At 37.4% G+C, this 24,994-nt stretch carries 24 protein-coding genes; 7 read left to right on the forward strand and 17 right to left on the reverse strand.

The window, feature by feature from the left end; all coding sequences use genetic code 11:
* Window positions 1-26: 26 nt before the first annotated feature.
* The gene (locus V6R96_RS03170) at window positions 27-923 is read left to right on the forward strand and encodes a hypothetical protein (protein ID WP_336377975.1); all 897 of its coding nucleotides are present in this window, start codon (window positions 27-29) and stop codon (window positions 921-923) included.
* Between the two features lie 172 nt (window positions 924-1,095).
* Here the strand turns inward: V6R96_RS03170 and V6R96_RS03175 are convergent, their stop codons facing one another.
* From V6R96_RS03175 to V6R96_RS03215, 9 genes are all read right to left on the reverse strand, one after another.
* Window positions 1,096-1,839 (reverse strand): LytTR family DNA-binding domain-containing protein, encoded by a 744-nt coding sequence (locus V6R96_RS03175; RefSeq protein WP_111954003.1) that lies wholly within the window; start codon window positions 1,837-1,839, stop codon window positions 1,096-1,098.
* 56 nt (window positions 1,840-1,895) lie between these two features.
* Window positions 1,896-2,171, reverse strand: a complete 276-nt coding sequence (locus V6R96_RS03180; protein ID WP_336377976.1) for a 2TM domain-containing protein — start codon at window positions 2,169-2,171, stop codon at window positions 1,896-1,898.
* 24 nt (window positions 2,172-2,195) lie between these two features.
* Entirely contained in the window at window positions 2,196-2,492 is a 297-nt protein-coding gene (locus V6R96_RS03185) for a 2TM domain-containing protein (protein ID WP_336377977.1), read from the reverse strand.
* 221 nt (window positions 2,493-2,713) lie between these two features.
* Window positions 2,714-3,283 (reverse strand): isoprenylcysteine carboxylmethyltransferase family protein, encoded by a 570-nt coding sequence (locus V6R96_RS03190; protein WP_336377978.1) that lies wholly within the window; start codon window positions 3,281-3,283, stop codon window positions 2,714-2,716.
* A gap of 53 nt (window positions 3,284-3,336) precedes the next feature.
* On the reverse strand, window positions 3,337-3,639 hold the full coding sequence (locus V6R96_RS03195) for a 2TM domain-containing protein (protein ID WP_336377979.1): 303 nt from the start codon (window positions 3,637-3,639) through the stop codon (window positions 3,337-3,339).
* Entirely contained in the window at window positions 3,623-4,957 is a 1,335-nt protein-coding gene (locus tag V6R96_RS03200; RefSeq protein WP_336377980.1) for a 2TM domain-containing protein, read from the reverse strand. Before V6R96_RS03200 ends, V6R96_RS03195 begins: the two co-directional genes overlap by 17 nt.
* 128 nt (window positions 4,958-5,085) lie before the next feature.
* Window positions 5,086-5,736 (reverse strand): hypothetical protein, encoded by a 651-nt coding sequence (locus V6R96_RS03205; RefSeq protein WP_223557901.1) that lies wholly within the window; start codon window positions 5,734-5,736, stop codon window positions 5,086-5,088.
* A gap of 82 nt (window positions 5,737-5,818) precedes the next feature.
* Entirely contained in the window at window positions 5,819-8,062 is a 2,244-nt protein-coding gene (locus tag V6R96_RS03210) for a TonB-dependent receptor (RefSeq protein WP_336377981.1), read from the reverse strand.
* Window positions 8,063-8,154: 92 nt separating this feature from the next.
* Window positions 8,155-9,057 carry an AraC family transcriptional regulator gene (locus V6R96_RS03215; protein WP_336377982.1) on the reverse strand — a complete coding sequence of 301 codons (903 nt, stop codon included), beginning with the start codon at window positions 9,055-9,057 and terminating at the stop codon, window positions 8,155-8,157.
* A 148-nt stretch (window positions 9,058-9,205) separates the two neighbouring features.
* Between V6R96_RS03215 and V6R96_RS03220 the strand changes: the two genes are divergently transcribed.
* Window positions 9,206-9,709: a superoxide dismutase family protein gene (locus V6R96_RS03220; RefSeq protein WP_111954394.1), complete on the forward strand. Its 504-nt coding sequence runs from the start codon at window positions 9,206-9,208 to the stop codon at window positions 9,707-9,709.
* A gap of 52 nt (window positions 9,710-9,761) precedes the next feature.
* Here the strand turns inward: V6R96_RS03220 and V6R96_RS03225 are convergent, their stop codons facing one another.
* Window positions 9,762-11,891 (reverse strand): carboxy terminal-processing peptidase, encoded by a 2,130-nt coding sequence (locus V6R96_RS03225; protein WP_336377983.1) that lies wholly within the window; start codon window positions 11,889-11,891, stop codon window positions 9,762-9,764.
* A gap of 144 nt (window positions 11,892-12,035) precedes the next feature.
* Between V6R96_RS03225 and surE the strand changes: the two genes are divergently transcribed.
* Entirely contained in the window at window positions 12,036-12,806 is a 771-nt protein-coding gene (gene surE, locus V6R96_RS03230; protein ID WP_111953983.1) for a 5'/3'-nucleotidase SurE, read from the forward strand.
* Window positions 12,806-13,471, forward strand: coding sequence for a GNAT family N-acetyltransferase (locus V6R96_RS03235; RefSeq protein WP_336377984.1), 666 nt, complete (start codon window positions 12,806-12,808; stop codon window positions 13,469-13,471). The genes surE and V6R96_RS03235 overlap by 1 nt, the downstream gene beginning before the upstream one ends.
* A gap of 75 nt (window positions 13,472-13,546) precedes the next feature.
* Here the strand turns inward: V6R96_RS03235 and V6R96_RS03240 are convergent, their stop codons facing one another.
* Genes V6R96_RS03240 through V6R96_RS03250 form a run of 3 tightly spaced genes read right to left on the reverse strand, consistent with a single transcriptional unit; the run spans window position 13,547 to window position 15,936 of the window.
* Window positions 13,547-14,950 (reverse strand): radical SAM protein, encoded by a 1,404-nt coding sequence (locus tag V6R96_RS03240; RefSeq protein ID WP_336377985.1) that lies wholly within the window; start codon window positions 14,948-14,950, stop codon window positions 13,547-13,549.
* 12 nt (window positions 14,951-14,962) lie between these two features.
* Window positions 14,963-15,196 (reverse strand): hypothetical protein, encoded by a 234-nt coding sequence (locus V6R96_RS03245; RefSeq protein WP_174772311.1) that lies wholly within the window; start codon window positions 15,194-15,196, stop codon window positions 14,963-14,965.
* Window positions 15,193-15,936: a prolipoprotein diacylglyceryl transferase family protein gene (locus tag V6R96_RS03250; RefSeq protein WP_336377986.1), complete on the reverse strand. Its 744-nt coding sequence runs from the start codon at window positions 15,934-15,936 to the stop codon at window positions 15,193-15,195. The genes V6R96_RS03245 and V6R96_RS03250 overlap by 4 nt, the downstream gene beginning before the upstream one ends.
* 70 nt (window positions 15,937-16,006) lie before the next feature.
* On the opposite strand from V6R96_RS03250, the gene V6R96_RS03255 reads away from it, so the two are divergent.
* On the forward strand, window positions 16,007-17,047 hold the full coding sequence (locus V6R96_RS03255; RefSeq protein WP_223557893.1) for a GMP reductase: 1,041 nt from the start codon (window positions 16,007-16,009) through the stop codon (window positions 17,045-17,047).
* Window positions 17,048-17,169: 122 nt separating this feature from the next.
* Here V6R96_RS03255 and fabG read toward each other — a convergent pair whose 3' ends face one another.
* The 4 genes from fabG to V6R96_RS03275 all read right to left on the reverse strand — a co-directional run bounded on the left by fabG (window position 17,170) and on the right by V6R96_RS03275 (window position 21,777).
* Window positions 17,170-17,913: a 3-oxoacyl-[acyl-carrier-protein] reductase gene (fabG, locus tag V6R96_RS03260; RefSeq protein WP_111953971.1), complete on the reverse strand. Its 744-nt coding sequence runs from the start codon at window positions 17,911-17,913 to the stop codon at window positions 17,170-17,172.
* A 173-nt stretch (window positions 17,914-18,086) separates the two neighbouring features.
* Complete coding sequence (locus tag V6R96_RS03265; RefSeq protein WP_336377987.1) at window positions 18,087-19,595, reverse strand: WG repeat-containing protein; 1,509 nt, start codon at window positions 19,593-19,595, stop codon at window positions 18,087-18,089.
* Window positions 19,596-19,600: 5 nt separating this feature from the next.
* Window positions 19,601-20,275 carry a 16S rRNA (cytidine(1402)-2'-O)-methyltransferase gene (gene rsmI, locus V6R96_RS03270; protein WP_336377988.1) on the reverse strand — a complete coding sequence of 225 codons (675 nt, stop codon included), beginning with the start codon at window positions 20,273-20,275 and terminating at the stop codon, window positions 19,601-19,603.
* A 2-nt stretch (window positions 20,276-20,277) separates the two neighbouring features.
* Window positions 20,278-21,777, reverse strand: a complete 1,500-nt coding sequence (locus tag V6R96_RS03275; protein ID WP_336377989.1) for a hypothetical protein — start codon at window positions 21,775-21,777, stop codon at window positions 20,278-20,280.
* A gap of 61 nt (window positions 21,778-21,838) precedes the next feature.
* Here V6R96_RS03275 and V6R96_RS03280 point away from each other — a divergent pair, with 61 nt between their 5' ends.
* Together V6R96_RS03280 and V6R96_RS03285 are read left to right on the forward strand one after the other, a co-directional pair.
* Window positions 21,839-22,429, forward strand: coding sequence for a thymidine kinase (locus V6R96_RS03280; RefSeq protein WP_223557889.1), 591 nt, complete (start codon window positions 21,839-21,841; stop codon window positions 22,427-22,429).
* A gap of 116 nt (window positions 22,430-22,545) precedes the next feature.
* Window positions 22,546-24,993 carry a bifunctional UDP-N-acetylmuramoyl-tripeptide:D-alanyl-D-alanine ligase/alanine racemase gene (locus tag V6R96_RS03285; protein ID WP_336377990.1) on the forward strand — a complete coding sequence of 816 codons (2,448 nt, stop codon included), beginning with the start codon at window positions 22,546-22,548 and terminating at the stop codon, window positions 24,991-24,993.
* The last annotated feature ends 1 nt before the right edge of the window (window position 24,994 follow it).

Genomic DNA, 24,994 nt, shown 5'->3' on the forward strand with positions numbered 1-24,994 from the left:
CAGTAATTATTTTAAAGAGTGAACTGATGAAAAAAGAAGATATTCTGCATCTTGAGAAATTAATGAATTTTTTAAGCCTTCATTTTTTAAAGAAGAATCATTGGGGAGATGTGACGAAAACCGAATGGTCGTACATCAGTTCGGAACTTAATGACCTCATCATCAGTGATCATTCTGAAAAAGAAATCAAAAAAGAACCTGATCTCCTAGGCTCCAACTACCTCTATGAACATTTGATTATCAATAAATTAAAGAAATACCAGCAAAACAACAATGCAGTTCTGAGCAGGCCAAACCTTAGTAAATTAAGTCAAATCGTTACCGTTTTAGGCTATTCCAATTATATTGATTTCATTAATTCCAACACGGAGGCATTCAATTTCAATGATCTCAGGATCGATATGAATAATGTGAATCAGAATACGGCTCTTTTAGATCGCCTGGTTGGCTGCTGGTATTCTTACAACAGAAACCTTCCTGAAAATCCTCTTCAGGCCCGGGAAGAGCGGATTTGGCGTTCTGCAATGGAGATCTACAAATCTGAAACCACGGGCGAATATTTCATCGAAAGAAGCGGCGGAGATCACCATAAGTATTTCGGAAAAGTAACGGCCTACTCCGATTATGTATTCATCATCATGAACAGCAATACATTCATCCGCCAGCGACACTTTATCTCAAGGATAAAAGATATCAAGGAAAAGCTCAAAAATCCAGAATATAAGCTCCATGAGGTTCATTTTATAAGTACATGTATCAGTTTTAACCAAGAGCCTATAGCCCTGTTTGAGATATTTCAGAAAGCAGACAGAAAGACTTTCATTTCCGATTCCATCAGCTTTCCAATTGACAGTGATGAGATCCCCGAATCTATTATAAAACAGCTTGAAGATACTGAATCTAACAGGATAGATTACAGGTAGTTGCAGTACGTTTGAGAGTTTGAGGGTTTTAGTGTAAGGAGAGTTCAGGTTTTCAGTTCAAAGTTTAAAATTTTGGGGTTGGGTTTAAAGTTAAAATACCCAGTCTTAGCCTTAACCTTAGTCTCAGTCTGAAATCTAATGTCTGATGTCTGAAATCTAACTTCTAATCAGTCTACCTCACCAGCCATTCCTTAAAATCCTTCACCCTGTCCCGGCTGACCGTAATTTCTTCCTGTGGCTGAAACTCCATGTCAACTTTGTAATACGGGGATGTATGAATATTTTTTATATAGTCTGAATTGATGATAAACTGTCTGTTGACACGGAAAAATTTCTTTTCATCCAGAATATCTTCCAGCTCATCCAATGTGAAATCTGAAGGATAAGCACGTTCTTCAGTCTGAAGGTAAACGATTTTATTTTCACTGAAAAAGCAGCTTATTTCCTGAGTCTGAACTATTTTCAGATTATATCCTATTTTCACCAATATCCTTGAAAGAGTAGATTTCTCTTTCCTGATCAACTGTTTGATATCCTCAGAACCGGTTGTATTGCTGGCCGGAATAAATGATTTAAACTTCTCTACTGCTCCTGAAAGATCTTCTTCCAGAATAGGCTTTAAAAGATAGTCAATGCTGTTCAGTTTAAATGCCTTCAAAGTATACTGATCAAAAGCCGTCGTATAAATGATAAATGCTTTTGTAGGCATTTTTTCAAAAATATCGAAAGATAAGCCGTCACCAAGAACAATATCTGAAAAAATAAGCTGCGGATGTTCATTTTCAGAAAACCAGGCAACTCCCTCTTCTACCGATTCTATTTTGCCAACGATCTCTATTTCAGGAAAATTACCCAGCATTCTTTCCAGTTTCCGCGAAGCCGGTTTTTCGTCTTCAATAATGACAGTCTTAATCATTGAGCTATAGTTTTTAGTTTAAATCGGGAATAAAATTAGAGAAAAAAATGCACAGCTTAAAAGTGTATGCTCTTTTTGTTTTTCTTCAGCTCTTTTTCCATGATATCTCTTTCCCATTCATCGTCTAAAAGGAAGAGCTTTACAGCTTTTACTGTTAAGATAATTCCCCAGATCAACAGAATAACAGATCCGTCGAATAAAGAAAAATCGAATTTTCCATTTTCAAAAACGTCATTAAAAAATATAATTCCAGCTACTATTCCAAACCAAAGAAGGTTTTTATAAAACTTTTTCAATTGAGTAACTCTTTCGTATGCGTTATCGTAATTCATGATCGTTAAAAATATGTGGTTAAATTATAATGTTTTTATGTTTTTCGCGTCCTGCTCCATCAATTCTCTGATCTTTTTTTCTTCCCATTCTTTCCCTATTCCGAAAACATTCACAGCATGGGCTAAAATTCCGATTCCCCATCCCAGCATTGGCCAATAGAACCATAAATGATCCGGAGATGTAAGCAAATTCAACGCAATAAGGAAAGGAATAACCAGACAGTATGAGGTAAGATTTCCGTAGAATCCTTTCAGTTCTTTTACTCTTTTTTCTGCTTTTTTGTAAGCCAGTGTTTCTTTTGTGTATCCTAATGTTTCCATAATTTTTATTTTAAAAGTAATTTGTTTTTTGTTGAATCAAAGATAGCTCAGAAACAGAGCTCCAATCAATTTTATATGACCGAGTCGTAGGATTTGCTTTCTGAATCGTAAAAAGATTGGTTGGACTGTAAATTTTGTTTCTTTGGATGTAAACCTTTCTTCTTTTCTTCCACACATTCCACAGATATTGCAGATGATTATGTTTAAAATAAAAAGGGAAATCAGTAAATAAAAGGAATGAGCTTTTTGGTCTCCTTCCGGTATTCCAAATATTCTTCTCCGAACTGTTCTAAAAGAGCTTTTTCTTCAATTTTTATACGGTAAGCAAAAGCAATAAATGGTGGCAGAAAAGCCAGGAGTAAAGAAACCCAATTATTAAGATAAATACCTAATCCTAAAGAAGTTAACAAAGAGAATGCATACGACGGATGCCTCAAGTATTTGTAAAAACCCTCTTTCTTTATCTTATGGTCTTGTTTTATTGTAACATCTACCGTAAAATATTTCCCTAAAGATCTGATGATTATAAACCTAAAAACAATTCCTATCAGAATACAAGCTTCACCCGCATATAAGATCCAGGCACCTTCCGTCATTGGGAATTTTGTCATATAAGATACTGCTACTGAAGCTGCAATGGAAAACGGAATGGCCATCCATAAAATATTCAGGGTGGACTTATCTTTGTCTTTCTTATCTTCTTTGCCGGATTTCAGCATATTTTTATAGAGGATCTCTGTAAGAAACCAGGCAACCATTGAGATTGTGAACAAAACTTGGAGTAAATGCATATTTTTAAATTAAGATTAAAAAATAAGTTTAAAACTTCATTTACAGAACTCTTTCAGTCCTTCTTTTTCTCCATCAGTTTCCGGATTTTCTTTTCCTCCCAATTTTTAACGAAGCTTATATTGGGCAAAAAGGTGATAATAGCATGAGCTACGAGTCCAATTCCCCAAAAAGTCGCCGTAAAGAAGTTTTTGAACTGGAAATAACTCTCTCCGTGTTCTAAATGCTTAATATTATACACTACAATCATAGCATTTACTGCGATATACGAGAATAAATGTCCATAAAATCCCCTTAATCTTTCAACCTGCCTTTTAGCCTGCTGATACCGGATATCATTTTCATCGTACGTTTCCATTATTTCTATTTTTTTGCTTATCCATAATCTCCCGGATCTTCTTTTCTTTCCAGGATTCTCCGACTCCAAACACCCGAAATGCGTGAGAAACGATACCAATTCCCCACCCCAGCATGGGAAAATAAAACCAAAGGTTTTTCGGTGAAGTCATAAAATTGATAATCACTAAAAACGGAATCACAGTACAATAGGAAATTAAATTGGCATAAAAGCTTTTGAGTTCTTTTACCCGTTTTCTGGCCTTCTCATAAGATCCGTTCTCATCTTCCGTTTTTACACTGATTGTATTTGGTTTATTGGACAGTATCGGAACTTTTACTTTAAAATAATCTTCTGACTTTTCAATGAAAACATTCTTTTTGGTAAGCAGTGCATACCGCTGAACAATATTCGCTAACCCGATTCCGGCACTTTCTTTCATCTGCTCTCTTGCCTGGAGATTATTTTCTATGCATAAGGTATCATTATCCGAAAATATTTTAATAACCAAAGGTTTTGAAGAGGTCGCAAAATTGTGTTTGATGCAGTTTTCCAGCAAAAGCTGAAGTGAAAGCGGAACAACATATCTTCTGTAATCTTCTTTTTTAACATCAAAAATAAAATCTACGCTGTTTTCAAACCTTGTTTTTAAAAGATCGCAGTAGGTTTTTGCGAATTCGATCTCATCTTCTACCGTTACCAGTTCTTTGTCTTTCTGTTCCAGCACATAGCGGTAAATCTTTGACATTGAGGCCGTAAACTTTTGTGCCTGAGCCGGATTTTCATCGATCAGGGAGCTCAGAACATTTAAAGAATTAAAAAGAAAATGTGGGTCCAGCTGGTTTTTCAGGCTTTCAAACTGCGCATTGGCAGATTTTGCGATGAGCTTCTGTTCCACGACCTCTTTTTTGGATGTTTTCTTAAGCTCCTCCATGAAGCTTTTTGCATGCAGAAAGGCAGAAATAAGAAGCGCAATATTGATCATAAACCAATTTGTAGTGGAATATTCTTTTGAAAAAAAGGTTTCTGTTGTTGCCACTTTCTGGATCTCAACATAATTGATATAATTGCAGAAATAAACCAGAATAAAATTACCGGCAATGATAGAAACTACACTTAAGGCTGTTCTTATTCCGGTTGTTTCAGACCATGGAAACTTTTTATTGAGAAAGTCATTGATAAAAGCGTTTCCACATCCCAAAACAAAGGAGTACATGGTAGAGATCAACAGCGTAATCAAAAAATTGTGAAAACTCTTCTCTTTTGTAAAAAATAAGAAGAAAAATAGCGCTGTTCCCAACGATACCCAAAGTAAGATTATAAATCCTTTACGTTTCATGATCCGTTTTCTTGGCTCAAAATTAGTCTTTAATAAAGGTATCAAAAATTATTTTTTACTGAAAGGCAGATTTTCCTTTCCGAATGGAATAAAAAAACCTTCCGTATCAGGAAGGCTTTCTTTTTTTGTTATTTTGCCGGCATATTGATGAAATATTCGGCTTCTGCCCTGCCCCAATTCGGATCTAAGGCTGTTTTGGGTTTGTAAGCATTAAATTTCGCAATGGCTTCTTTAAACAGCTCCAGTCCTTTGGTTTTGCTTCCGCCATACTGTTCAGGTGTAAAATAGACATCCTCTGCTTTGATTAGAGCTATCCTTGGGTTGGAAGGATCAAGCTTCTCTGCAATCCCCATTTCTTCAGTAGCCTTGGCGCCGTCTGTCATATAACGCTGAGCCGGGTTTACCATCATTCTTAGGGAAGCTGCCATTTTTCTCAGCAAATGGATCTCTGCATTGTCTGCTCCGGCAAGATTCTGAGCACTTGCCAGATAATTATCGGCCTGAGCTGCTGTTTCATCCAGCTCCTGCATATTTCCGTTTCTCATCATCAGTCTTCCCTTTTGAATCTGGGAGAATGCTGCATAGTACGGTGGAAGCCATTTTGAGCTCTCCTTGCTCCCGATTCTCTGGAAATCATTAGCCAGAGTCTGGAACTCCTCGGGTGTTTTACATGTTTCTGTTTTCGCGATCTTTTCAGCCATTATTTTTTCATAATCTGCCTGTGCAAAAGCGGTTAAGCTCATAAAAGCTAAAGCAAAACTTAATAAGTATTTTTTCATTATATCAATTTTTTAAAAGTTAGTTAATTGTATTTTCGAAGTTATGTATTTTGTAATCATTATAATATCCGTTGCTGTTATTTTATAAATTATTATTAATCGCATCCTGCGTTCTGTCCACTCCAAAACTGATGAAAGCTCCCACAAACACAAAGGTATTGACCGGCGGGACTACTGATGAGCTCCTGGTACCATCCACTGAGAAATTGTACCCATAAACATTTTTAGAACCCAGAACATTGGAAACGCTCAATACAAATACAGTGAAGGCTTTAGCATCTTTTTTTCCAAGATTCGGAAGATAATTAAAGCTGATGTTTAAGGCATTGTAGTCTTTCAGCTTTCCTTCGTTTCTGATATAATTGATCATGTTTCCGTTTTCATCTTTCGCTGCAATATCATAATAAGGCCGGCCTTTGGAATAGGTATAGGATAGATTGACACCCAGCTTCCATTCCGGGATAAATCTTTTAGCTACAGCAGAAAGGGTGTGTGCAGAAGCAAAATTCGGTTTCAGGCTCACAGGATAGTTGATAAAGTCTCTTTTTGAATCCAGGAAGGAGTAGCTGATCCAGTAGTCGATATTTTCAAAGGTTTTTTTATCTCTCCAGAACAGCTCAAGACCTTTTGCATAGCCATAGCCGTCATTATTCAAAGCAGTCTGTACCTGCTGGTTCTGTTCTTTGTCCGGTGTGATATTGAATGTTTTAATCAGCTGGTCATATTTCTTGTAAAAGGCCTCAAAACGAAGGCTTCTGCCGTCTGATGCTCTCTGAACTTGGAAAATATAATGCTGGGATTTCTGAAAATCAAGATCTGCAGGCCAGTTGATATATTTACTCTCGGGATTCTGATAAAACAGTCCATAGGCAAAGGAGGTCGTCCAGTCTTTTGCCAGGCGGTAAGCCAATGCGAAGCGTGGTGCAACATTGCTTTTCCCTAAATAAGAAGAGTTTTCAGCCCTCACCCCTATTTTTGCAGACAGTGCATTGCTGAATCCAAGGTCTGTTTCTGCAAAAGCAGCGGATATAAGGTCTTTATAATTTTTCTGTACTTCTCCAAAGTTCAGGTTCTCACTTGTATTATTCAATTCAAAACCTGCTCTCACTGCACTGATTTTATTGATCTTTCTTTCAAGAACTGCTTTAAAGTTGATGTAATTTCCGTCTGTTAAAAGCTCGGATCTGCCAGATTCTGAATTATTGGTTTCCGTAGAAAAATGAAGATCGGATCTGTTGTAGGAATAAGAGGTTCCGGCATTCAGAAGATATTTCCCGAATTTCTGTTTAAAAGACAGGTTATGGTAGGTATTTTTCCCTTTAAGTCTTACCAGTGCAAAATCGTATTCCGGTTCCAGGCTTTCAGTTCTCACACCCATTTTATTGGAGTCATACATTCCGTAATATTTCAGGAATCCGCCTGATTTTGTTTTGATTCTAAAATTAAAATCACCGTTTAAGCCCTGGGGAGCATCAATGAAATCTGTATTAAAATTAAAAACTTTCTGCATAACACTTAAAAGCGAATAACCTAAAGTTGCCCCGAAAGAATGGTTTTTATCTTCTCCCAGTTTCTGAAATCCTGCACTCAGAAAGATGGGTGATACCCCAAAATCATAAGAGCTTTGATCCGGAAGATCCACACTTTCAAGCATCAGAGCACCTGAAAGTGCCTGACCATATAATGCAGAATACCCGCCGCTAGAAAAAACATTTCCTTTAAAAAGAGAGGTATTGAAACGATCCCTTCCTGCAATTCCCGGAACTGAGCTGGAGAAATAATTATTGATCAGACTTCCATCCATAAAGATCTTGGATTCTGTTCCTGTACCTCCCCTGATGAAAAGTCCTTCTGTTTCCCCGACCTTCTGAACACCCGGGAGGTAATTTAAAGCCGAAGAAATCTGTCCGTCTGCTCCTGCCGTAGTATAAATATCAATAGGTGTCAACAAGGCCGTGGCCCTCTTTTTATCGCTGGCTTCAATAGAACCTGCTGAAACCACTACAGCATCAATCTCACTGATCTGCTCTTTAAGCTCTGCATTGACTGAAATATCCTGGTTATCAATGACAACAGCTTTTTCTACTTCCTGATACTTCGGATGGGTAAACGTCAGGATATGATTTCCTTTTTCCGAAGTTTCAAAGGAAAAATTCCCTTGAGCATCTGTAGTGGCACCATCATAGGTGTCTTTTAATGTGACATTGATTTCGCTAATGCCTTTACTTTTGAAAGTAACTTTTCCTGAGATCCTGACCTGTGAATATCCTGCGATAAAGGATAGAAAAGCAATCAGCAGTAAAAGTTTGTTTTCTTGTGTTTTCATGGGGTTAATTTTCGGATCAAAAATAATACGGAATATGCCTTTCTTTAAAATAAATTTTACTGAAAGGCATACTTTGGCTTCTGAATGGGAAATTAATGGACCGGAATACAGAAATCCACGATCATTTTACATTCCGGATGTTCTTTGAAATTGGAATGATAGATCTCAAAAGGAAAAGCTTTTCTCATGGTATAATGATGCTCATTCATCCATAAAAACAGGGATACCCAGCATTGTTCAAAGTCCTGAAGGGTAACTTCTCCACTTCCTACAATAAACTTTCCGGCATCTATGGTTTCTGAAAATACCAGCCCTTCCTGTTTCTCCAGCTTTTCATCCAAAAGCATACCCGCATGGATTCTTACTTTATCCGGCGGTGTCACCTTGAAACTGTCATGGTAAACGGAGATCATTTTGACATTCTCCCGGGGAAATAACTGTTTCTTTTTTGCCCACTCTATGAGTGTATTATAAGAAGGTTCCACATTGGCAATTCCTAAACTCATTACTGCAGCCAGATCCATTTCCGGCAATTGTTTTACTTCGATTTTTAAATTCATTTTTGTCCAGTTTAACAGGTTTTCTATAGTGCAAATGTATTGGCTGAAAACCGTATCAACTTGTCCGTTCTTGCTTTGTATCTGTAAAATCTTGTGAAAAGTTTCCGGGGCAGAATTTCTAAAAGAGGACGGAGCTATTCCGTAGTATTTTTTAAAAGTCTTGCTGAAAACAGAATGATTGGAGAATCCGAGATCAAGGTAGATATCTTTAAGTTGTATTTCTTTCTTTACAGCCAGATAAAGGGCACTTTTTTCTATTTTCTTCCTGATAATATAGTTCTGGAGGGTTTCACCTGTAGTAAGCTTAAATATCCTGTGGAAATGGAAGGAGGAATACGTAGCTATTTCTGCAATTTTTTCCAGAGAAAGATCAGCATCAAGGTTGCTGTCTATGTATTTTATTGCTTTAATGATTCTTTTTTTATGTTCTTCCATTTAACCAATACTGACAGGTAAAGGTATTAAGATGAACCGAATTTCACTTGTCATATATTGCTGTTTTTGAAAAAAGGACTGAAATCATAAAGTCTTTCGGAAAATGTTTTATAAATTTATCGTTAAAATCACTTTAAATCATTTAAAAATGAAAGGACAAACATTAGCATTACTGGCGGGGTGTGCATTTTTAGCGGCTTCATGCTGCACTACAAAAACGTATGCCGTTAACGCTAAGAGCGGAACACAGACGGGTGGAACGGCAAAGTTCACCCAGAAAGGAGAAGAAGTGACCATGAAACTTGAGGTTACAAATCTTACTCCAGGTATTCATGCAGTACACATTCACGAAAAAGGCGACTGTTCTGCAGCCGATGGAACTTCTACAGGCGGACACTGGAATCCTGCTAAAGACGACCATGGAAAATGGGGTGCCGAGCATTTCCACATGGGAGATATAGGAAACCTTACTGCTGATGCAAGCGGAAAAGCTGTCCTTACTTTCAAAACAAACAAATGGTGTCTGGGTTGTACGGATGAGTCTAAAAATATCATCGGAAAAGGGCTTATTGTACATGCTGCTGCAGACGATTTCCATACTCAGCCTACCGGAAATGCAGGAGGAAGAGTGGGATGCGTAGAAATTAAATAATCTTTTATTGCCATAAAAAAACCGCTGATCTTCATCAGCGGTTTTTTTGTTTTTATGATTTAGCTCCCATATCGGAAACGATATTCATTGCTTCCTGTAAGTATGGGTCTTTTTTCAGATTTTTGATCCACATTTCAGATTTTTTCTTGAATGCTTCGTCTTTTTTCTCTCTTTCCACTTCACTTGGATACATCATGAACTTCAGACCATTCTCGAACTTGCTCAAAGCTTTGAATTTCTCGATCTGAGCTTTTCTCTGCTTCATCAGTTCATTGAATTTGTTGATATTAAGCGTGATGTTTTCTTCTTTATCCAGCTTCTCTCTCCACTGGGCAGATTCAAGCAACAACTGGTAGTTGCTGTTTTTAGCCATTCTGTCTGCGCTTGCTTTTTCAAGAGCCTGAATATTGAAATAATTCAGTTTCTGGAAATTAGTCCCTGGAATTTTATCCCAGGCCAAAGCATAATCATCATATCGCTCTCCTACCTCAGCATAAGTAAAAAAGTCTTTCATCTGGATATCAGAAACAATTCCTTTTCTCTGGGTAGATTCTCCTGTGATTTTGTAGAATTTCTGGATGGTCAGTTTCAAAGATCCGAAATCATCTTCTGTATTCAGGAATCTGTTCAGGTCTACAAAAGTCTGTACCGTTCCTTTTCCAAAAGACTGTGGAGAACCAATGATCATTGCTCTTCCGTAGTCCTGCATTACACCGGCCAGAATCTCAGAAGCCGAAGCGGAAAGTTCGTTCTGCATGATCACTAACGGACCTGTCCAGATTGGAGTTTCATTTTTGTTCTTTAAAGTCTGGATTTTTCCGTTTCCGTCTTTCACCTGTACGTATGGTCCTGCATCCATGAAAAGTCCCATGATATCCCCTACTTCAGTTAATGATCCTCCGCCGTTGTTTCTAAGATCAAGAACGATTCCTTCAATGTTCTGCTGTTTAAGCTTGAGGATCTCATTTTTGATGTCGTCAGAAGCATTTCTTCCTTTAGCATCCTCAAAATCAGCATTAAAGCTTGGAAGGTTAATGAATCCATATTTCTTTCCGTTTGGAGAATTCACTACGATACTTCTTGCGAATGTATCTTCAATAGCTACTTCTTCACGGATCATCGTTACGTCCTTAATCGTTCCGTCTTTTTTCTGAACCGTCAGTGTTACCGGCGTTCCTTTTTCACCTCTGATGAGTCTTACGGCTTCATCAGAAAGCATTCCCACTACATTTACCGCATCTTCTTTCGGTTTAGATTTTACTTTCAGGATCTTGTCACCTTCAGAAAGTTGCTTGGACTTCCAGGCCGGTGCCCCAATCGTTAAAGCTCCAAGGAAAAGATTCCCTTTTTTCTCCTGGATAAGAGCTCCGATACCGATCACTTTTCCGGTGAACTGGGTATCAAAATCTTCTTTATCTTTTGGAGAATAGTAATTGGTATGTGGATCGAATACTTCAGTATATGCATTCATATACACGGTAAACCAATCCATTTTCTTTCTCTTTTTGAATCTGGTGAAGGTATCTTTTACAAGATCTTTCACTTCATCGGTCGCTTTTTTGATTTTCTGATCCTGATTAAGCGGCTGATATTTGATGGTATCTTTCAGCTTGTACTTCTGAACAGAGTCTTTCTTCTCTTTCTGAGCTTCTTCTTTACTGTTCATAGACTCAATCTCCTGAAGGATATTGTATTTGATATACTTTCTCCACTCGTTATACTGTTCCTGTTTGTTGACAGGTACTTTCTTAAGCTTAGGTTCAAGAGTCAATGATTCATCTTCCTGAAGATTAATCGGCTTGCTGAAGATATCCTGAGTAATCTTATCTATTTCATCCACTCTCTGATAAAGTCTGTCGATGGTAAGTTTGTAGAAGATCAGGTCGCCCTGGCTGATATAATCGTCCAGCTTTGCTTCATGCTTGCTGAATTCGTCCATATCAGACTGCAGAAAATATCTTTTAGCAGGGTCTACCAGTTCGAAATAATGTTTATAAACGTCCTTTGAATAGGCATCATTGATGGGTTTCGGGCTGTAATGTAAATAAGAAAGGGTATTCTTTACGCTCACCATAATCGTCTGCATCTTTTCATCGTCATTCTTTGGCGAGTTGAAACAAAACATTAGACTTGTCAATGGAATTAGGAGTAAAAATTTATTCAGTTTGAAATTTTTCCACATAAACTGTCTTTATTTATTAATTTTTTTAAAATATGTACTACAATTAGTAGCAGCAATTAATTCGCTGTTACAAACTATCAAATTTAATACCTTATTTATAATTATCGGATAGTTTTGAGTATTTTTGTTAAAATTTAATTTTTTATGGAAAGACCACTTATTCTGGTAACTAATGATGACGGAATCACAGCGCCTGGTATCAGAAACCTTATACAATTCATGAACGAAATTGGAGAAGTTATTGTTGTTGCCCCCAACTCTCCCCAAAGTGGAAAAGGCCACGCTATTACAATTAATTCTACCTTAAGCTACGAAGAAGTAACACTTGAAGGGCCACAAACAGATTATTCTTGTAGTGGAACTCCTGTAGACTGTGTAAAAATGGCTCTTGATAAAATTCTTACAAGAAGACCGGATATTGTAGTTTCAGGAATCAATCATGGCGCCAATTCTTCAATCAATGTGATCTATTCCGGAACGATGTCCGCCGCTGTAGAAGCAGGTGTGGAAGGTATTCCGGCTATTGGATTCTCCCTTCTTGATTTCAGCTGGGAAGCTGATTTTACCCAGGCTAAAGAATATATTCAGAATATTGTAAGAAGAACCCTTGAAAACCCAATGCCGAGAGGAATTGTACTGAACGTCAACATCCCGAAATTAACTGCAGGAGAAATAAAAGGCATAAAGGTCTGCAAACAGGCCAACGCCAAATGGGAAGAAAGCTTTGACGAAAGAGTGAATCCACACGGAAAGAAATATTACTGGCTAACGGGTTATTTTAACAATATGGATGATTCTGAAGATGCTGATGAAACAGCATTGGCCAACGGATATATTTCAATTGTTCCTGTAAAGTTCGACCTTACGGCTTATGAATACATGAAAACCCTTGAAGAAGTAATGAATTTCAACTGATGTACGGCAAGCTAGACAATCCTGTTTATCATTCACTTAATGAATACCACGAAAAGTTCTGCTTTAATTTTGGGGACACGAAATTTTACAACCCTGAAGTAGCCTGTTTTGGTGGCGCAGCAGAGATTTCAACAGCAGAAGACATTACAGAATATGCAAAGATCTGTGATGATTTTCTTATTTTCGGGACCCGCCCTGATCTGGGAAACTTAAAAACGGATCTGTCGCAACTCGTATGTGATCAGTATGTTCTGGAAAATCCCATTCAGAGTGATCTGACTGAGGAAATTATTGAACTGAAAGAAGATCATTATGACAAGCTTCTGGCATTTGTAATGAAATTCTATCCTTATTACTTTAAAGCAAGGACCCCTGAATTAGGGCGCTATTTTGGAATTTTTAAAGATGATCAATTGGTTGCTGTAACGGGCGAAAGGATGCAGATGAATGATATGACGGAGGTAAGCGCTGTGATTACAGATACGGATCATCTGGGAAAAGGTTTGGCCAAACAGCTGGTCACTTTTGTTTCCGGAAAGATCTTTGAAGATGGAAAAACACCTTTCCTGCATGTTGCAGAAAGCAATACCGGAGCTAAAATACTTTATGAAAAGCTAGGCTTCAAGCATAGAGGAAAAATAAACTTATGGGGCGTGAAAAGATAATTTTCCCGCCCTTTTATTATTATCCACAGACTTTTAAAAATTTGAGCGATCTGAGAGGATCTACGGTAAATCATTTTAAAACAAAACTTTATCCTCTTTTCTCAATTCCTCAAGGTATTTGATTTTATCATCCCTGTAAAACAAATTCATTGTCTCGAAAGGGATCATTTTTAAATCTTTATTGACGATGTGCACACAGGATTTTTTGATGGCGCGCACGTCAAAATCGTGAGCATCCATAAAATTCATAATGATAATTCTGAAGAGATTATCATAGTCTAAATTCGGAGCCGAAACTTCCGGAAGACAGCATAATAGCTGGTTTACTTTAGGCTGAACTTTATCTACAGAAATCCCGGTGCTGAAAATATCTAAAAGCTGCATTTGCAATCCCTTATCCTGTTCGTAAACGATCGTATTTTTCGTTTCATTATTCAGCAAGTCGGCAGGGTTGATATACCGTGTAAGAGGAATGGTTTCCCCTTCGAGCTTCAGAATATAGCCCATCGCCAAAGCATCAGGATTACATGGAACGGGAATAATATCATCGCCGTTCAGAAGCGGAAACTGATTTAAAATTTCCTGTCTTACTTCTGTTAAGGTAATTTTTTCGTGTGCAGAATCTTCCCTGTTTCTTCCTGCCACTTCAACGGGCTGAAAGGTAATCCCACGGACACATTTCTGTTTTAAGGCAAAATCAATCAATTTTCCGATCTCGTCGATATTTTTTCCTTTCTGAAGAACGATAACCAAAGTCGTGGAAAGATTTAATTCATTTAATTTTTCCAAGGCTTTCATGCGTACATCCGTCAAATCTTTTCCTCTGAAATCTTGCAAAACTTCTGGTTTAAAAGAATCAAACTGAAGATAAATTTCAAATTCCGGAGCATAAGTCGCCAGTTTTTCTACAAAACCGGGATCATTGGCAATACGGATTCCGTTGGTATTGAGCATCAGATGCTTAATCGGTTTTGATTTGGCAATATCCATAATTTTAAAAAACTCGGGATGAATGGTCGGCTCGCCACCACTGATCTGTACAACATCCGGCTCGCCCTCGTTTTTAACGATAGTATCAAACATGGCTTCAATCTGCTCCAAAGTTCTGTGACTTCCATAATGCGGTGAAGACATTGCATAACAGGTAGGACAAGTCAAATTACAGCGGTCAGTAACTTCCACAATAGAAAGACAGCTGTGCTGCTCATGATCTACGCATAAACCGCAATCGTAAGGACAGCCATATTCCACATCGGTTCCGAAATGAACGGGCATTTCAGAGGCTTTATTGTAGTTCCTGATATTTTTGTAGTACTGCACATCTGAAGCAATCATGGTCTTAAAAAAGCCATGGTCCGGACATCTTTTGGTCATAAAAACCGCCTCATCTTCAATAATGATCTTCGCGCCTACCCTTTTCAGGCATTCTGGACAAAGACTGATGGTATAATCGTAGTACGTATAATTTCTTACCGGCATAATTTCAATTTTTTACATTCCTCCACAAACAAAACCGCTGATCAGGCCACAAATCAACAACGAAATCAGCATCGTCTGCCAAAACTGCTTTTTTGTAAATTTCCTGTCATTATTCCATTCATAAATAACTTTTGCGATCAAGGTTATAACTAATGAAACTACCAGGCCAATTACTATGATTATTCCTATAATCATGACGACCAGGCCGCCAAGGTTACCAACTTCCAGAAGTGTCAGCATTTTCATAATTTAAGTTTTATGGTGTTTTTAATTTTATAAATGTAGTAAATAATCACCGAAAGAGATACCAGTTGAATGGTTCCTAAATTTCCGATGATCCCGATTTTAGGTTTAATAAAATCTAAAAAGAACCTGAACGTAAAATAACTGAGCATAAATGCCTGAAAAATAAAGCCTGAAGGATATTTTCTTTTTTTCTCAATTATTTTTAAACAGGACCATAAAACAATCAGAAAAGCAATTTCATAAAGCGCTACCGGATGTCTTAAATATTCATCACCAAGATGCATTCCGAACATTGAATCAGTGGGTAACCCGTAAGTCTCTTCGTGAACTCCCGTGAGAAAACAGCCGATTCTGCCGATGATTATAGCTAATATTAAAGGGTAAACAATCAAATCACCGGTACTTTCTTTGTGACCGACTATCTTTTTTGCCCATTCAACTCCAATCAGTCCAAAAGCTAAACCACCAACAATGGTGTTATTGGTCCAAAATCTTTTAAAGCTAAAATTTTCGAATAAAGTATAAGGATTTTCAAGGTTACCAATAAGCTTTGAACCGATTAAGGCCCCGGCCGTTGCCCCGATAAGTACTGCTGCGGAAGTATTGAAAGACAGTTTTTCGGCTGATTTTCTTTTTAAATAAAAATAAAAACGCATCCCGAGAAAAATACCCAGGGTTTCAAATACAGGATGTGCAAGAACTGTTTTACCGAAAATCTGAAAAGTAACAGGAAAATCCATCCTGTCAAAAGTAGTATATTTAAGGTAAATTACTAATTTTAATTTTTAAACAACAAATAAATTCATCAAAATGCGAATAGAAAATGATATAAAACTGGGTTTTAAAGATGTGATGTTCAGACCAAAGCGTTCTACTTTAAAATCCCGTTCGGAAGTGAGCCTCGAAAGGGAATTCACTTTCAGACATACCAAAAAGAAATGGAGTGGTGTTCCCCTGATTGCAGCTAATATGGATACGGTAGGAACTTTTGAAATGGCCGTAGAGCTGGCCAAAGACAAAATCATTACTGCCGTTCACAAACATTATACTCCCGAGGAATGGAGCCAGTTTCTGGACAGCCAGCCCGAAAGTATTTACCAGTATATCGCATTGAGTACCGGTACCGGCCAGGCTGATGAAGAAAAACTTAAAACGATCCTCGAAAAGCATCCAAAAATTGAGTTTCTGTGCATCGATGTAGCGAATGGGTATTCCGAGCATTTCGTTGGATTTGTGAAGAAGGCAAGGGCCAATTTTCCTGATAAAATTATTATGGCGGGAAATGTAGTGACGGGAGAAATGGTGGAAGAGCTTCTTCTTGTGGGCGCTGATATTATTAAGGTCGGCATCGGACCAGGTTCAGTATGTACAACAAGGGTGAAAACAGGAGTAGGCTATCCTCAGCTTTCTGCGATTATTGAGTGTTCTGATGCTGCTCACGGTCTTGGAGGGCATATTATCGCCGACGGAGGCTGTAAAGTTCCCGGGGATGTAGCCAAAGCTTTCGGAGGAGGTGCAGATTTTGTAATGCTTGGCGGAATGTTTGCCGGTCATGATGAAAGCGGCGGCGAAATCATTGAAGAAAACGGAAAAAAATACCGTTTGTTCTATGGCATGAGTTCCAAAACAGCGATGGATAAGCATTCCGGAGGCGTGGCAGAATACCGTGCTTCGGAAGGAAAAACGGTGAAGGCGGCTTACAAAGGTCCTGTTTCGGAAACGGTGAAAGATATTTTAGGCGGCGTACGCTCTACGTGTACTTATGTAGGAGCTTCCAAACTGAAAGAATTGTCTAAGAGGACTACTTTTATCAGGGTTCAGGAACAGGAGAACCAGATATTTAAAGACTGATATCTGAAAAGAAATAAGCTCTCGCTGATTTTGCAGATGGAGCAGATTTTTTATTTTTGATCACAGTAGAAATAAAAACCGGCTGTACAAGTGATGTACAGCCGGTTTTGTTTGTTTTAATATTAAGTCAGCATTCCGCCGTCTACGTTTAAAGTTTGTCCTGTGATATAAGAAGACATTTCGCTTCCTAAGAATACACATGCATTGGCAACATCTTTGGTCTGTCCTGCTCTCTTCATCGGAATTCTGTCTCTCCATGCCTGAAGGGTTTTCTCATCCAGATCTGCTGTCATTTCAGTTTCAGTAAATCCTGGTGCAACCGCGTTACATCTTATATTTCTTGATCCCAGCTCCAGTGCAATAGATTTTGTAAATCCTATTACTCCGGCTTTAGAAGCTGCATAATTGGACTGTCCCGGATTTCCGCTGATTCCAACTACTGAAGTCATATTGATAATAGATCCTGATTTAGCTTTCATCATCGGCTTAATCACCGCTTTCGTAAGGTTAAATACAGAATCCAGATTGATTCTCATTACCTGGTCCCAGTCTTCTTTAGACATTCTCAACAGCAGGTTATCTCTGGTGATTCCGGCATTGTTGATCAGAATATCGATCTTTCCGAACTCTTCCATTACATCGTCGATTAATTTTTGAGCTGCATCGTAATCTGATGCGTCAGACTGATATCCTTTGATCTGGGTTACAGAACTTAAAGCCGCCTCTAATGCTTGAGCTTTGTCTACAGAACCGGCATAGGTAAATGCTACTTTTGCACCCTGTTCAGCGTACATTTCAGCAATTTTTTTTCCGATTCCTCTTGTAGCTCCGGTAATTAGTGCTACCTTTCCTTCTAATAGTTTCATCATATCTCTTGATAATTATATTCTTGGTAAATACTACCGTCTTTTAAAAAACGGCAATTTAGCATATTTAATTTTATACTAATTAAGCAGTCCGCAAAGATATTATAAATTGTTATTCAATGCATTTCAAATCATCAAATTAGTGAAATTTTTTCGCTGTTTTTTATCATATTCTACAGACGGCTGCCGCTGTTTTTAAATCTTGTAAAATAAAGAATATCTGTTTTTTTATCTTTCTCCAGTTTCAAAACTTCCTTTTGCCAGTAATACTTATCATAAATAACATCTTTCAAAGGCTCGTTCTGAAAATTCACAACACCATATTTATCCTGCTTTTTTACAACAATTTCATTCTCAGAATTTTCAAATACAATGATATCATCGTATATAAAAGGAACAATCTCTTTTCCTTTTTCATTAATTATTCCGTACAAATTATTGCTGTTTCTGCAGACTACCGGTTTTGAATACAGATTAAAAATATTGAAAAAATCAGGCTCCTGCTCTTTGATAAAATCAATGTCTTTCAAAACAGAAACGGACTTATCAAGCACAGAGAATCTATAATAACTGTTCTGTTTTTTAATGATGAGCTGATCCGGATAGAAAGCTATGATCCGGGTATTTTCCTCTAAGATGTTCTTCAGGTCTTTATCCAGAAATTTGTCTTCATTTCCTTTTTTAAGATAAATGAAATCTTTCCCTGAAATACTGAAGCTCTGTATAAAATCATATTCCTGAGGAGCAATAATATCTCCTTGAAGATTCACAATTCCCGATTTCTTTGATTGATCACTGTAAACACTAAAGAGATCATTGAACAATGGCGTTAAAAACTTAAAGTTGCTAGGATAAAGCTTTTTGTCTTTCTTATCAAAAACAGTTGTTTTTCCTTTTTTTCTGAGATAAACATATTCTTTTGTTCCAAAATATTCCGGCGAAGCATCATCAAAGATCTCATCAGCGAGGATATTTCCTTCGATATCAATTAAGCCGTATTTTCCTGTAGCCCGGTTTTTAGTGATCAGAAAAGGGTATGAAGTAAAACTGTAGATCTGGGCCGAAAATTTGTGCAGCGTCTGCCCGTCTTTTCCAATGATTTCACTCTGATTATCTTCATTAATAATCAACGCTTTATCATTTTCAAACTGATAATCTTCTTTAAACTCCCTTCTGCTGACCTGTTTCCCTTCCAGATCGTATAAATACCAAGTTTTATCTTTCAATACGAAAAGTCGGTCTTCTGCTACGAACCTGATCCTGTCAGAATAAGGAATAATCTGTTTTCCGTTGTAATCATACACGGTTTCTTTCTCCTGTTTTGAAGAAATGATGCATTTTTCGCTGAGCCAGGGAGTATTAAAGCTCTGGTCATCCAAAGAGAGCAACTGATTCCCCTTTTCGTCAATAATGGCAGATTTTGTCTTATAGTTGGATTCTTCAGTGGTAAGAATGAACCTGTTTTTGAATATATGTGAAATGCTGTATTTTGATTCAAAGGTTATATTTCCTAATGAATCTACGATGCTTCTGGTCTTTGTTTTTGAATCATAAACGGTTCCGTATCCTCCGGAATAGGAATTGACTTCTTTTCCGATCTTTTTTGATAAAAGAATTTTGGTATACTGATTGGTCTGGGCCATACACACTGACGAACACAGTGCGAAAACTAAATTTCTCAATGAATTTAAATAGAATTATTGACAATAAGAACGATCTCTCCTTTTAAAGTTTTGCTTTTAGAAAATTCAATTAATTCATTGATTGTCCCGCGTTTGGTTTCTTCAAATTTTTTCGAAATTTCTCTGCTTAGACTGGCTTTTGTTTCTTCTCCGAAAAATTCTTTGATCTGCTCCAGAGTGGTATTGATCTTATGTGGGCTTTCGTATAGAACGATTGTTTTTTTCTCTTCTGCAAGCTGTTTCAGCTTCGTCTGCCTTCCTTTTTTCTGAGGCAGAAATCCTGCAAACAGAAATTCATTATTCGGAAGTCCGGACACGACAAGGGCCGGAATTAGAGCTGTGGCTCCGGGCAGACATATCATTTCGATATCATTGTCTGAGCCTGCTTTTGCCAGCAGATAGCCGGGATCTGAAATTCCCGGGGTTCCCGCATCGGTAATAATGGCAATATTCTGTCCGCTTTTAAGATCAGCAATTACTTTTTCAGTAGCCTGATGCTCGTTATGAAGGTGATAAGATTTTAAAGGCTTGGAAATCTCGTAATGCTTTAAAAGTATTCCTGATGTCCTTGTATCTTCACATAAAATATAATCAACTTCCTTAAGGACTTTTACAGCCCTGAAGGTCATGTCTTCTAAGTTCCCGACCGGTGTGGGAACAAAATATAAGATTCCGCTCAAAATTATAAGAATTTATTTTCTACCAATATCCAGAGTCTCTGGGCATATTCATCTACTTTACTCCACTTTCTTTCGTAATAAAGATCACTGAGATATTCTTTTGCTTCTTCCAGATTTCTGAAACTGTTCAGTTGGGCCACTGTATCATTCAGATCCGTCTGGCTTCCGCCAAAAAGCATTTTTGAAAAGGCAATTCTGTCATTCAGATCGAGCCTGAATTCAGGCTTCACCTTATCAGCCTCCATAAAGTTAGTCGGAATATTTGTTTTAAGAATGCTTCCCTGATCTTCTTTTGTTTCAGAAGGTTTTTCTTTCGGCACTTCTCTTTCCAGAGGATCATCATCAAAAAGCGTCTGCACAGCCTTCAATCCTTTGATATTAGCCAGTTTTATCTTTTTCTCCTGCTGATAGGCATCCAAATCTTCGAAGCTCTCATCAGAAGCCGGTTTTGTTTTTTCTGTCCCGGGAACAGGCTTTTCTATTTCAACAATTTTCCTTCTGTCATACACCTCTGCAAGGATAGTTTCTTCTTTTTCTTCTGAAGGAAAATCATTTTTTATTTCACTCAGAATACTTTCGACATTAGAAGTTTCTGTCAGCATTTCACCCTGTTCAACAGTTACATTGGATACACTGAACTGTTCTTCGTTTTCTTCAATCAGGATTTCGTCTTCCAGCATTTCCGTATCAAAGATGCTTGGAATTATTTCTGTCTGTTTTTTGTCTTTAGCTTCGGTATTATTATCTGCTTCTTCGTTTTCAAGGTCATTTGAAGCATCCGTTTCATGTGAAACATTGTCTTCATCTTCGTCAATTTCGTTCAATTGATTATTGAAAACAGCCTCCTCTTCTGTAATTTCATTGATGAATAAATCCTCATTGAGACCTTCATCATTATCCGGTTCAGCATCAGCAAGGATTCTTTCCTCATCCACAAAACTAAAGACTTTTTCGTTAACGTTGAACGCTTCATTTTCATCGATTTCGTTCAGCTGATTATTAAAAACAGCCTCCTCTTCTGTAAGATCACCTTGAGAAAGTTTTTCATTAGCATTTTTAGCCGGATCCTGATTATAATTTTCTTCTACAAAACTTACAATATTTTCATGGAACTCATTTTCTGCGATCTCATCAAGCTGATGGTTAAATTTTTCCTCCTCATCTCCTGAGGCAACTGCATATTCCTCTCCTTCATTTTCATCAATTTCATTAAACTCATTATTGAAGATCGCTTCTTCTTCCGTTACCTCATGATGAGATTCATGTACATCATCAGTTTTTAATGAAGCGTATTGGTTTTCTGAATTTTGCTGCGAATTATCTGTAATAAAATATTCGATATTCTTTTCCAGAAGTCTTAAAAAAGAGATCCTGTTTGCAAGCTCATCTACAAGATCCTGCTTGGAAAGTAATTCATCTACGTTGTTTATTTTCTCCAGAATATCAATGATATTCTTGGATTCAAAAAAAATTTTTTCCTTTAAATCTTGGATGTTCTGCATAATAAGAATCTTATTAAAATTGCTTACTTTTGATCTTAAAAATATACGGCTAATTTAACAAATGTTTTTAGAAAATACAATTAATCATTCCAAACAAAGTGGTTGGATGGAAGTTATTTGTGGCTCTATGTTTTCGGGGAAAACCGAAGAGCTGATCCGAAGATTGCGAAGAGCAGAAATGGCGGGCCAGAACGTGGAAATTTTTAAACCGAGACTGGATACACGATATTCTGACGAGGACGTTGTTTCTCATAATCAGAATAAAATACGCAGCACAGCAGTAGATAATCCCAATGAAATTCTTCTGCTGGCCTCTAACTGTGATGTAGTGGGAATAGATGAAGCTCAGTTTTTTGATGAAAGCATTGTTGATATTGCCAACCAGCTTGCCAACAGCGGCGTACGAGTGGTTGTGGCAGGTCTCGATATGGATTTCCTTGGACGTCCGTTCGGACCGATGCCCAATTTAATGGCTACTGCAGAATACGTTACTAAAGTGCATGCTATTTGCAAGAGAACGGGTAATCTGGCCAACTATTCTATGAGAACTTCCCAGGGAAATGATCTTGTGGAGCTTGGCGAAACGGAAAGTTACGAAGCAGTAAGCCGGCGTGTTTTTATTGATGAAGTACTTTTAAAAAAGAAAAAATAAATTAACTTGTAAAGGTAAAAGAGCAAAACTTTGAAATAAAAGCCTGGTTTGAACTATATATTTCAAATTCCCTCTATTTACCATTATTAGCTCAAAATATAGCAGAAGGGGTACCAATGAATTATACAGTAAAACAAATTGCAGACATCACCAATGCACAGATCATTGGAGATCAGGATTTAGTGATCAGAAATATAGCGTTCGACAGCAGAATTATTTATTCAACGAAGAATACGGCATTTGTAGCAATCAATACGCATAAGAATTCCGGTGAAAAATTCATTGAAGCTGCCATAGATCGTGGTATTGGTGTGATCATTTCTGAGCATCAGCTTCCGCAGTTTGATACTATAACATGGGTCATTGTTGAAAATTCGGTGGAATTCCTTCAGAAACTGGCAAAATATCATTTCGAAAATTCTCACCTTAAGTCTATCGGAATTACAGGAAGTAATGGAAAAACCATTTTGAAGGAATGGCTTTATCAATGTCTGTGGAATGAATTCCCGACTGTAAAAAGTCCGAAGAGTTTTAATTCCCAGATCGGTCTTCCGCTTTCCTTACTTCAGATCAACAATTCCCATCAGCTTGGAATTTTTGAAGTAGGAATTTCAAAGCCATACGAGATGGAAAAACTGGAAAATATATTCCATCCCCAGATTGGGCTGCTTACCCATATCGGAACTGCTCATGCAGCCAATTTTGAATCTGAAGAAGAGCTGATCAATGAAAAGATCATACTTTTTAAAGGTTCTGAAACCATTATCTATAATGGCGATAATACATTGGTTGACAAAAAGATAAAGGAATTATATTCTAGTAAAAAATTAATTTCCTACGGCCTTAAGAAAGGCAACCAGGTTTTCATAAAAGAAAATATTTCCAAGGATGAAAAAATTACGGTTGTTTATTTCGATGAAGAAATCTCCTTCCCTGTCCATCAGAGAGACGAAGCTACCTTAACGAACGCTCTGGCTTTGATCACCGTTTTAAAAGAATTGAATATCGATAATCAGAAAATTGTCGAAAAAATCAACGCTTTAAAGGCAGTGGAAATGCGTCTGGAAGCTATTGAAGGTATAAAAAATAATATCGTTATTAACGATTCTTTTAATCTGGATTTAGATTCCCTTAAAACTGCCCTTCAGTTCCTGAATGAATATAAAAAAACTAAAAAAACTTTGGTTTTAACGGATATTGTAGGGGTTAATTCTAATTCCAAAGAACTTTATGAAGAAGTTTCTGAACTGGTGAATGACCAGAATTTCGATTCTGTATTTCTTATCGGTGACGAAATATCAAAATTTAGTGAATTATTTAAATCTAAAACTTCTACTTTCGTTAATACTCAGGAATTAATTGACAGCAAGCATCTTACCGAAATTGAAAACCAGATTATCCTGCTTAAGGGAGCAAGAAAATTTGAGATCGAAAAGCTTAAGGATATTCTTGAACTCAGAAAGCATGATACCGTTCTAGAGATCAATCTGAATGCTATTCTTCACAATATCAACTATCACAAATCCCTCCTAAAACCGGGAACGAAAATGATGGCGATGGTAAAAGCGAATGCTTATGGGCTGGGCAGCTATGAAATTTCCGAATTTTTACAGCATCATCATATTGATTATCTGGGTGTTGCTTATGCCGATGAAGGAGTAGAGCTTCGAAAAAAAGGAATAACCACTCCTATTGTGGTCATGAATCCGGAACAGCACAGCTACGAAACCATCATTGAATATAACCTTGAGCCTGAGATTTACAGTTTCAGAGTATTGGAACTGTTTTACGATGCCGTACAGAAATCCGGTTACGACAAAAAATATCCTATTCATATCAAACTGGAGACGGGAATGCACCGCCTTGGTTTTAAAGATTTTGAGCTGGATCAACTAAGCGAAACTTTAAGTCATAAAAATGTAAAGGTTCAGAGCTTATTCAGCCATTTATCATCTTCTGATATGCCTGAAGAAAAACAATTTACATTCAGACAGCTTGAAGTTTTTGAAAAGAATTCCAGTTATCTGATCGAGAAACTGGGTTACGCTCCTCTCAGACACATCCTGAATTCTTCCGGGATAACAAGTTATACGGAACATCAGTATGAAATGGTAAGAATTGGCATTGGAATGATTGGAGAATCACCTTGTAGTGAAATACAGAAACAGCTTCAGTCTGTGGTAAGTTTTAAAACCGTAATTTCACAGATATCAACGGTTGATACCGGTGAATCTGTTGGCTACAGCAGAAAATATAAGGCTGATCATGCAGTAAAGATAGCTACTATTCCTGTCGGCTATGCCGATGGAATCCCAAGACTGATTGGAAACCAGGTTGGAAATGTAGGCGTTAACAAAATATTGGCTCCGATTGTCGGAAACATCTGCATGGACATGATGATGATTAATGTAGATCAGATTCCCAATGTAAAAGAAGGTGATACAGTCACCGTTTTTAATGCAAAACCAAGTTTAAAAGAATTTGCAGGCTACTGCAAAACAATAACCTATGAAGTGTTAACCTCCATTTCGCCCCGGGTGAAACGGATTTATATAAAAGACTAGT

The organism is Chryseobacterium sp. CCNWLW53, from assembly GCF_037083525.1.
In the GTDB taxonomy this organism is placed as follows: domain Bacteria; phylum Bacteroidota; class Bacteroidia; order Flavobacteriales; family Weeksellaceae; genus Chryseobacterium; species Chryseobacterium lathyri.

Bases quoted from the DNA above. Each gene is read 5' to 3' on its own strand.
- V6R96_RS03170 (WP_336377975.1), top strand. From the start codon at position 27: ATGAAAAAAGAAGATATTCTGCATCTTGAGAAATTAATGAATTTTTTA.
- V6R96_RS03175 (WP_111954003.1), bottom strand. From the start codon at position 1,839: ATGATTAAGACTGTCATTATTGAAGACGAAAAACCGGCTTCGCGGAAA.
- V6R96_RS03180 (WP_336377976.1), bottom strand. From the start codon at position 2,171: ATGAATTACGATAACGCATACGAAAGAGTTACTCAATTGAAAAAGTTT.
- V6R96_RS03185 (WP_336377977.1), bottom strand. From the start codon at position 2,492: ATGGAAACATTAGGATACACAAAAGAAACACTGGCTTACAAAAAAGCA.
- V6R96_RS03190 (WP_336377978.1), bottom strand. From the start codon at position 3,283: ATGCATTTACTCCAAGTTTTGTTCACAATCTCAATGGTTGCCTGGTTT.
- V6R96_RS03195 (WP_336377979.1), bottom strand. From the start codon at position 3,639: ATGGAAACGTACGATGAAAATGATATCCGGTATCAGCAGGCTAAAAGG.
- V6R96_RS03200 (WP_336377980.1), bottom strand. From the start codon at position 4,957: ATGAAACGTAAAGGATTTATAATCTTACTTTGGGTATCGTTGGGAACA.
- V6R96_RS03205 (WP_223557901.1), bottom strand. From the start codon at position 5,736: ATGAAAAAATACTTATTAAGTTTTGCTTTAGCTTTTATGAGCTTAACC.
- V6R96_RS03210 (WP_336377981.1), bottom strand. From the start codon at position 8,062: ATGAAAACACAAGAAAACAAACTTTTACTGCTGATTGCTTTTCTATCC.
- V6R96_RS03215 (WP_336377982.1), bottom strand. From the start codon at position 9,057: ATGGAAGAACATAAAAAAAGAATCATTAAAGCAATAAAATACATAGAC.
- V6R96_RS03220 (WP_111954394.1), top strand. From the start codon at position 9,206: ATGAAAGGACAAACATTAGCATTACTGGCGGGGTGTGCATTTTTAGCG.
- V6R96_RS03225 (WP_336377983.1), bottom strand. From the start codon at position 11,891: ATGTGGAAAAATTTCAAACTGAATAAATTTTTACTCCTAATTCCATTG.
- surE (WP_111953983.1), top strand. From the start codon at position 12,036: ATGGAAAGACCACTTATTCTGGTAACTAATGATGACGGAATCACAGCG.
- V6R96_RS03235 (WP_336377984.1), top strand. From the start codon at position 12,806: ATGTACGGCAAGCTAGACAATCCTGTTTATCATTCACTTAATGAATAC.
- V6R96_RS03240 (WP_336377985.1), bottom strand. From the start codon at position 14,950: ATGCCGGTAAGAAATTATACGTACTACGATTATACCATCAGTCTTTGT.
- V6R96_RS03245 (WP_174772311.1), bottom strand. From the start codon at position 15,196: ATGAAAATGCTGACACTTCTGGAAGTTGGTAACCTTGGCGGCCTGGTC.
- V6R96_RS03250 (WP_336377986.1), bottom strand. From the start codon at position 15,936: ATGGATTTTCCTGTTACTTTTCAGATTTTCGGTAAAACAGTTCTTGCA.
- V6R96_RS03255 (WP_223557893.1), top strand. From the start codon at position 16,007: ATGCGAATAGAAAATGATATAAAACTGGGTTTTAAAGATGTGATGTTC.
- fabG (WP_111953971.1), bottom strand. From the start codon at position 17,913: ATGAAACTATTAGAAGGAAAGGTAGCACTAATTACCGGAGCTACAAGA.
- V6R96_RS03275 (WP_336377989.1), bottom strand. From the start codon at position 21,777: ATGCAGAACATCCAAGATTTAAAGGAAAAAATTTTTTTTGAATCCAAG.
- V6R96_RS03280 (WP_223557889.1), top strand. From the start codon at position 21,839: ATGTTTTTAGAAAATACAATTAATCATTCCAAACAAAGTGGTTGGATG.
- V6R96_RS03285 (WP_336377990.1), top strand. From the start codon at position 22,546: ATGAATTATACAGTAAAACAAATTGCAGACATCACCAATGCACAGATC.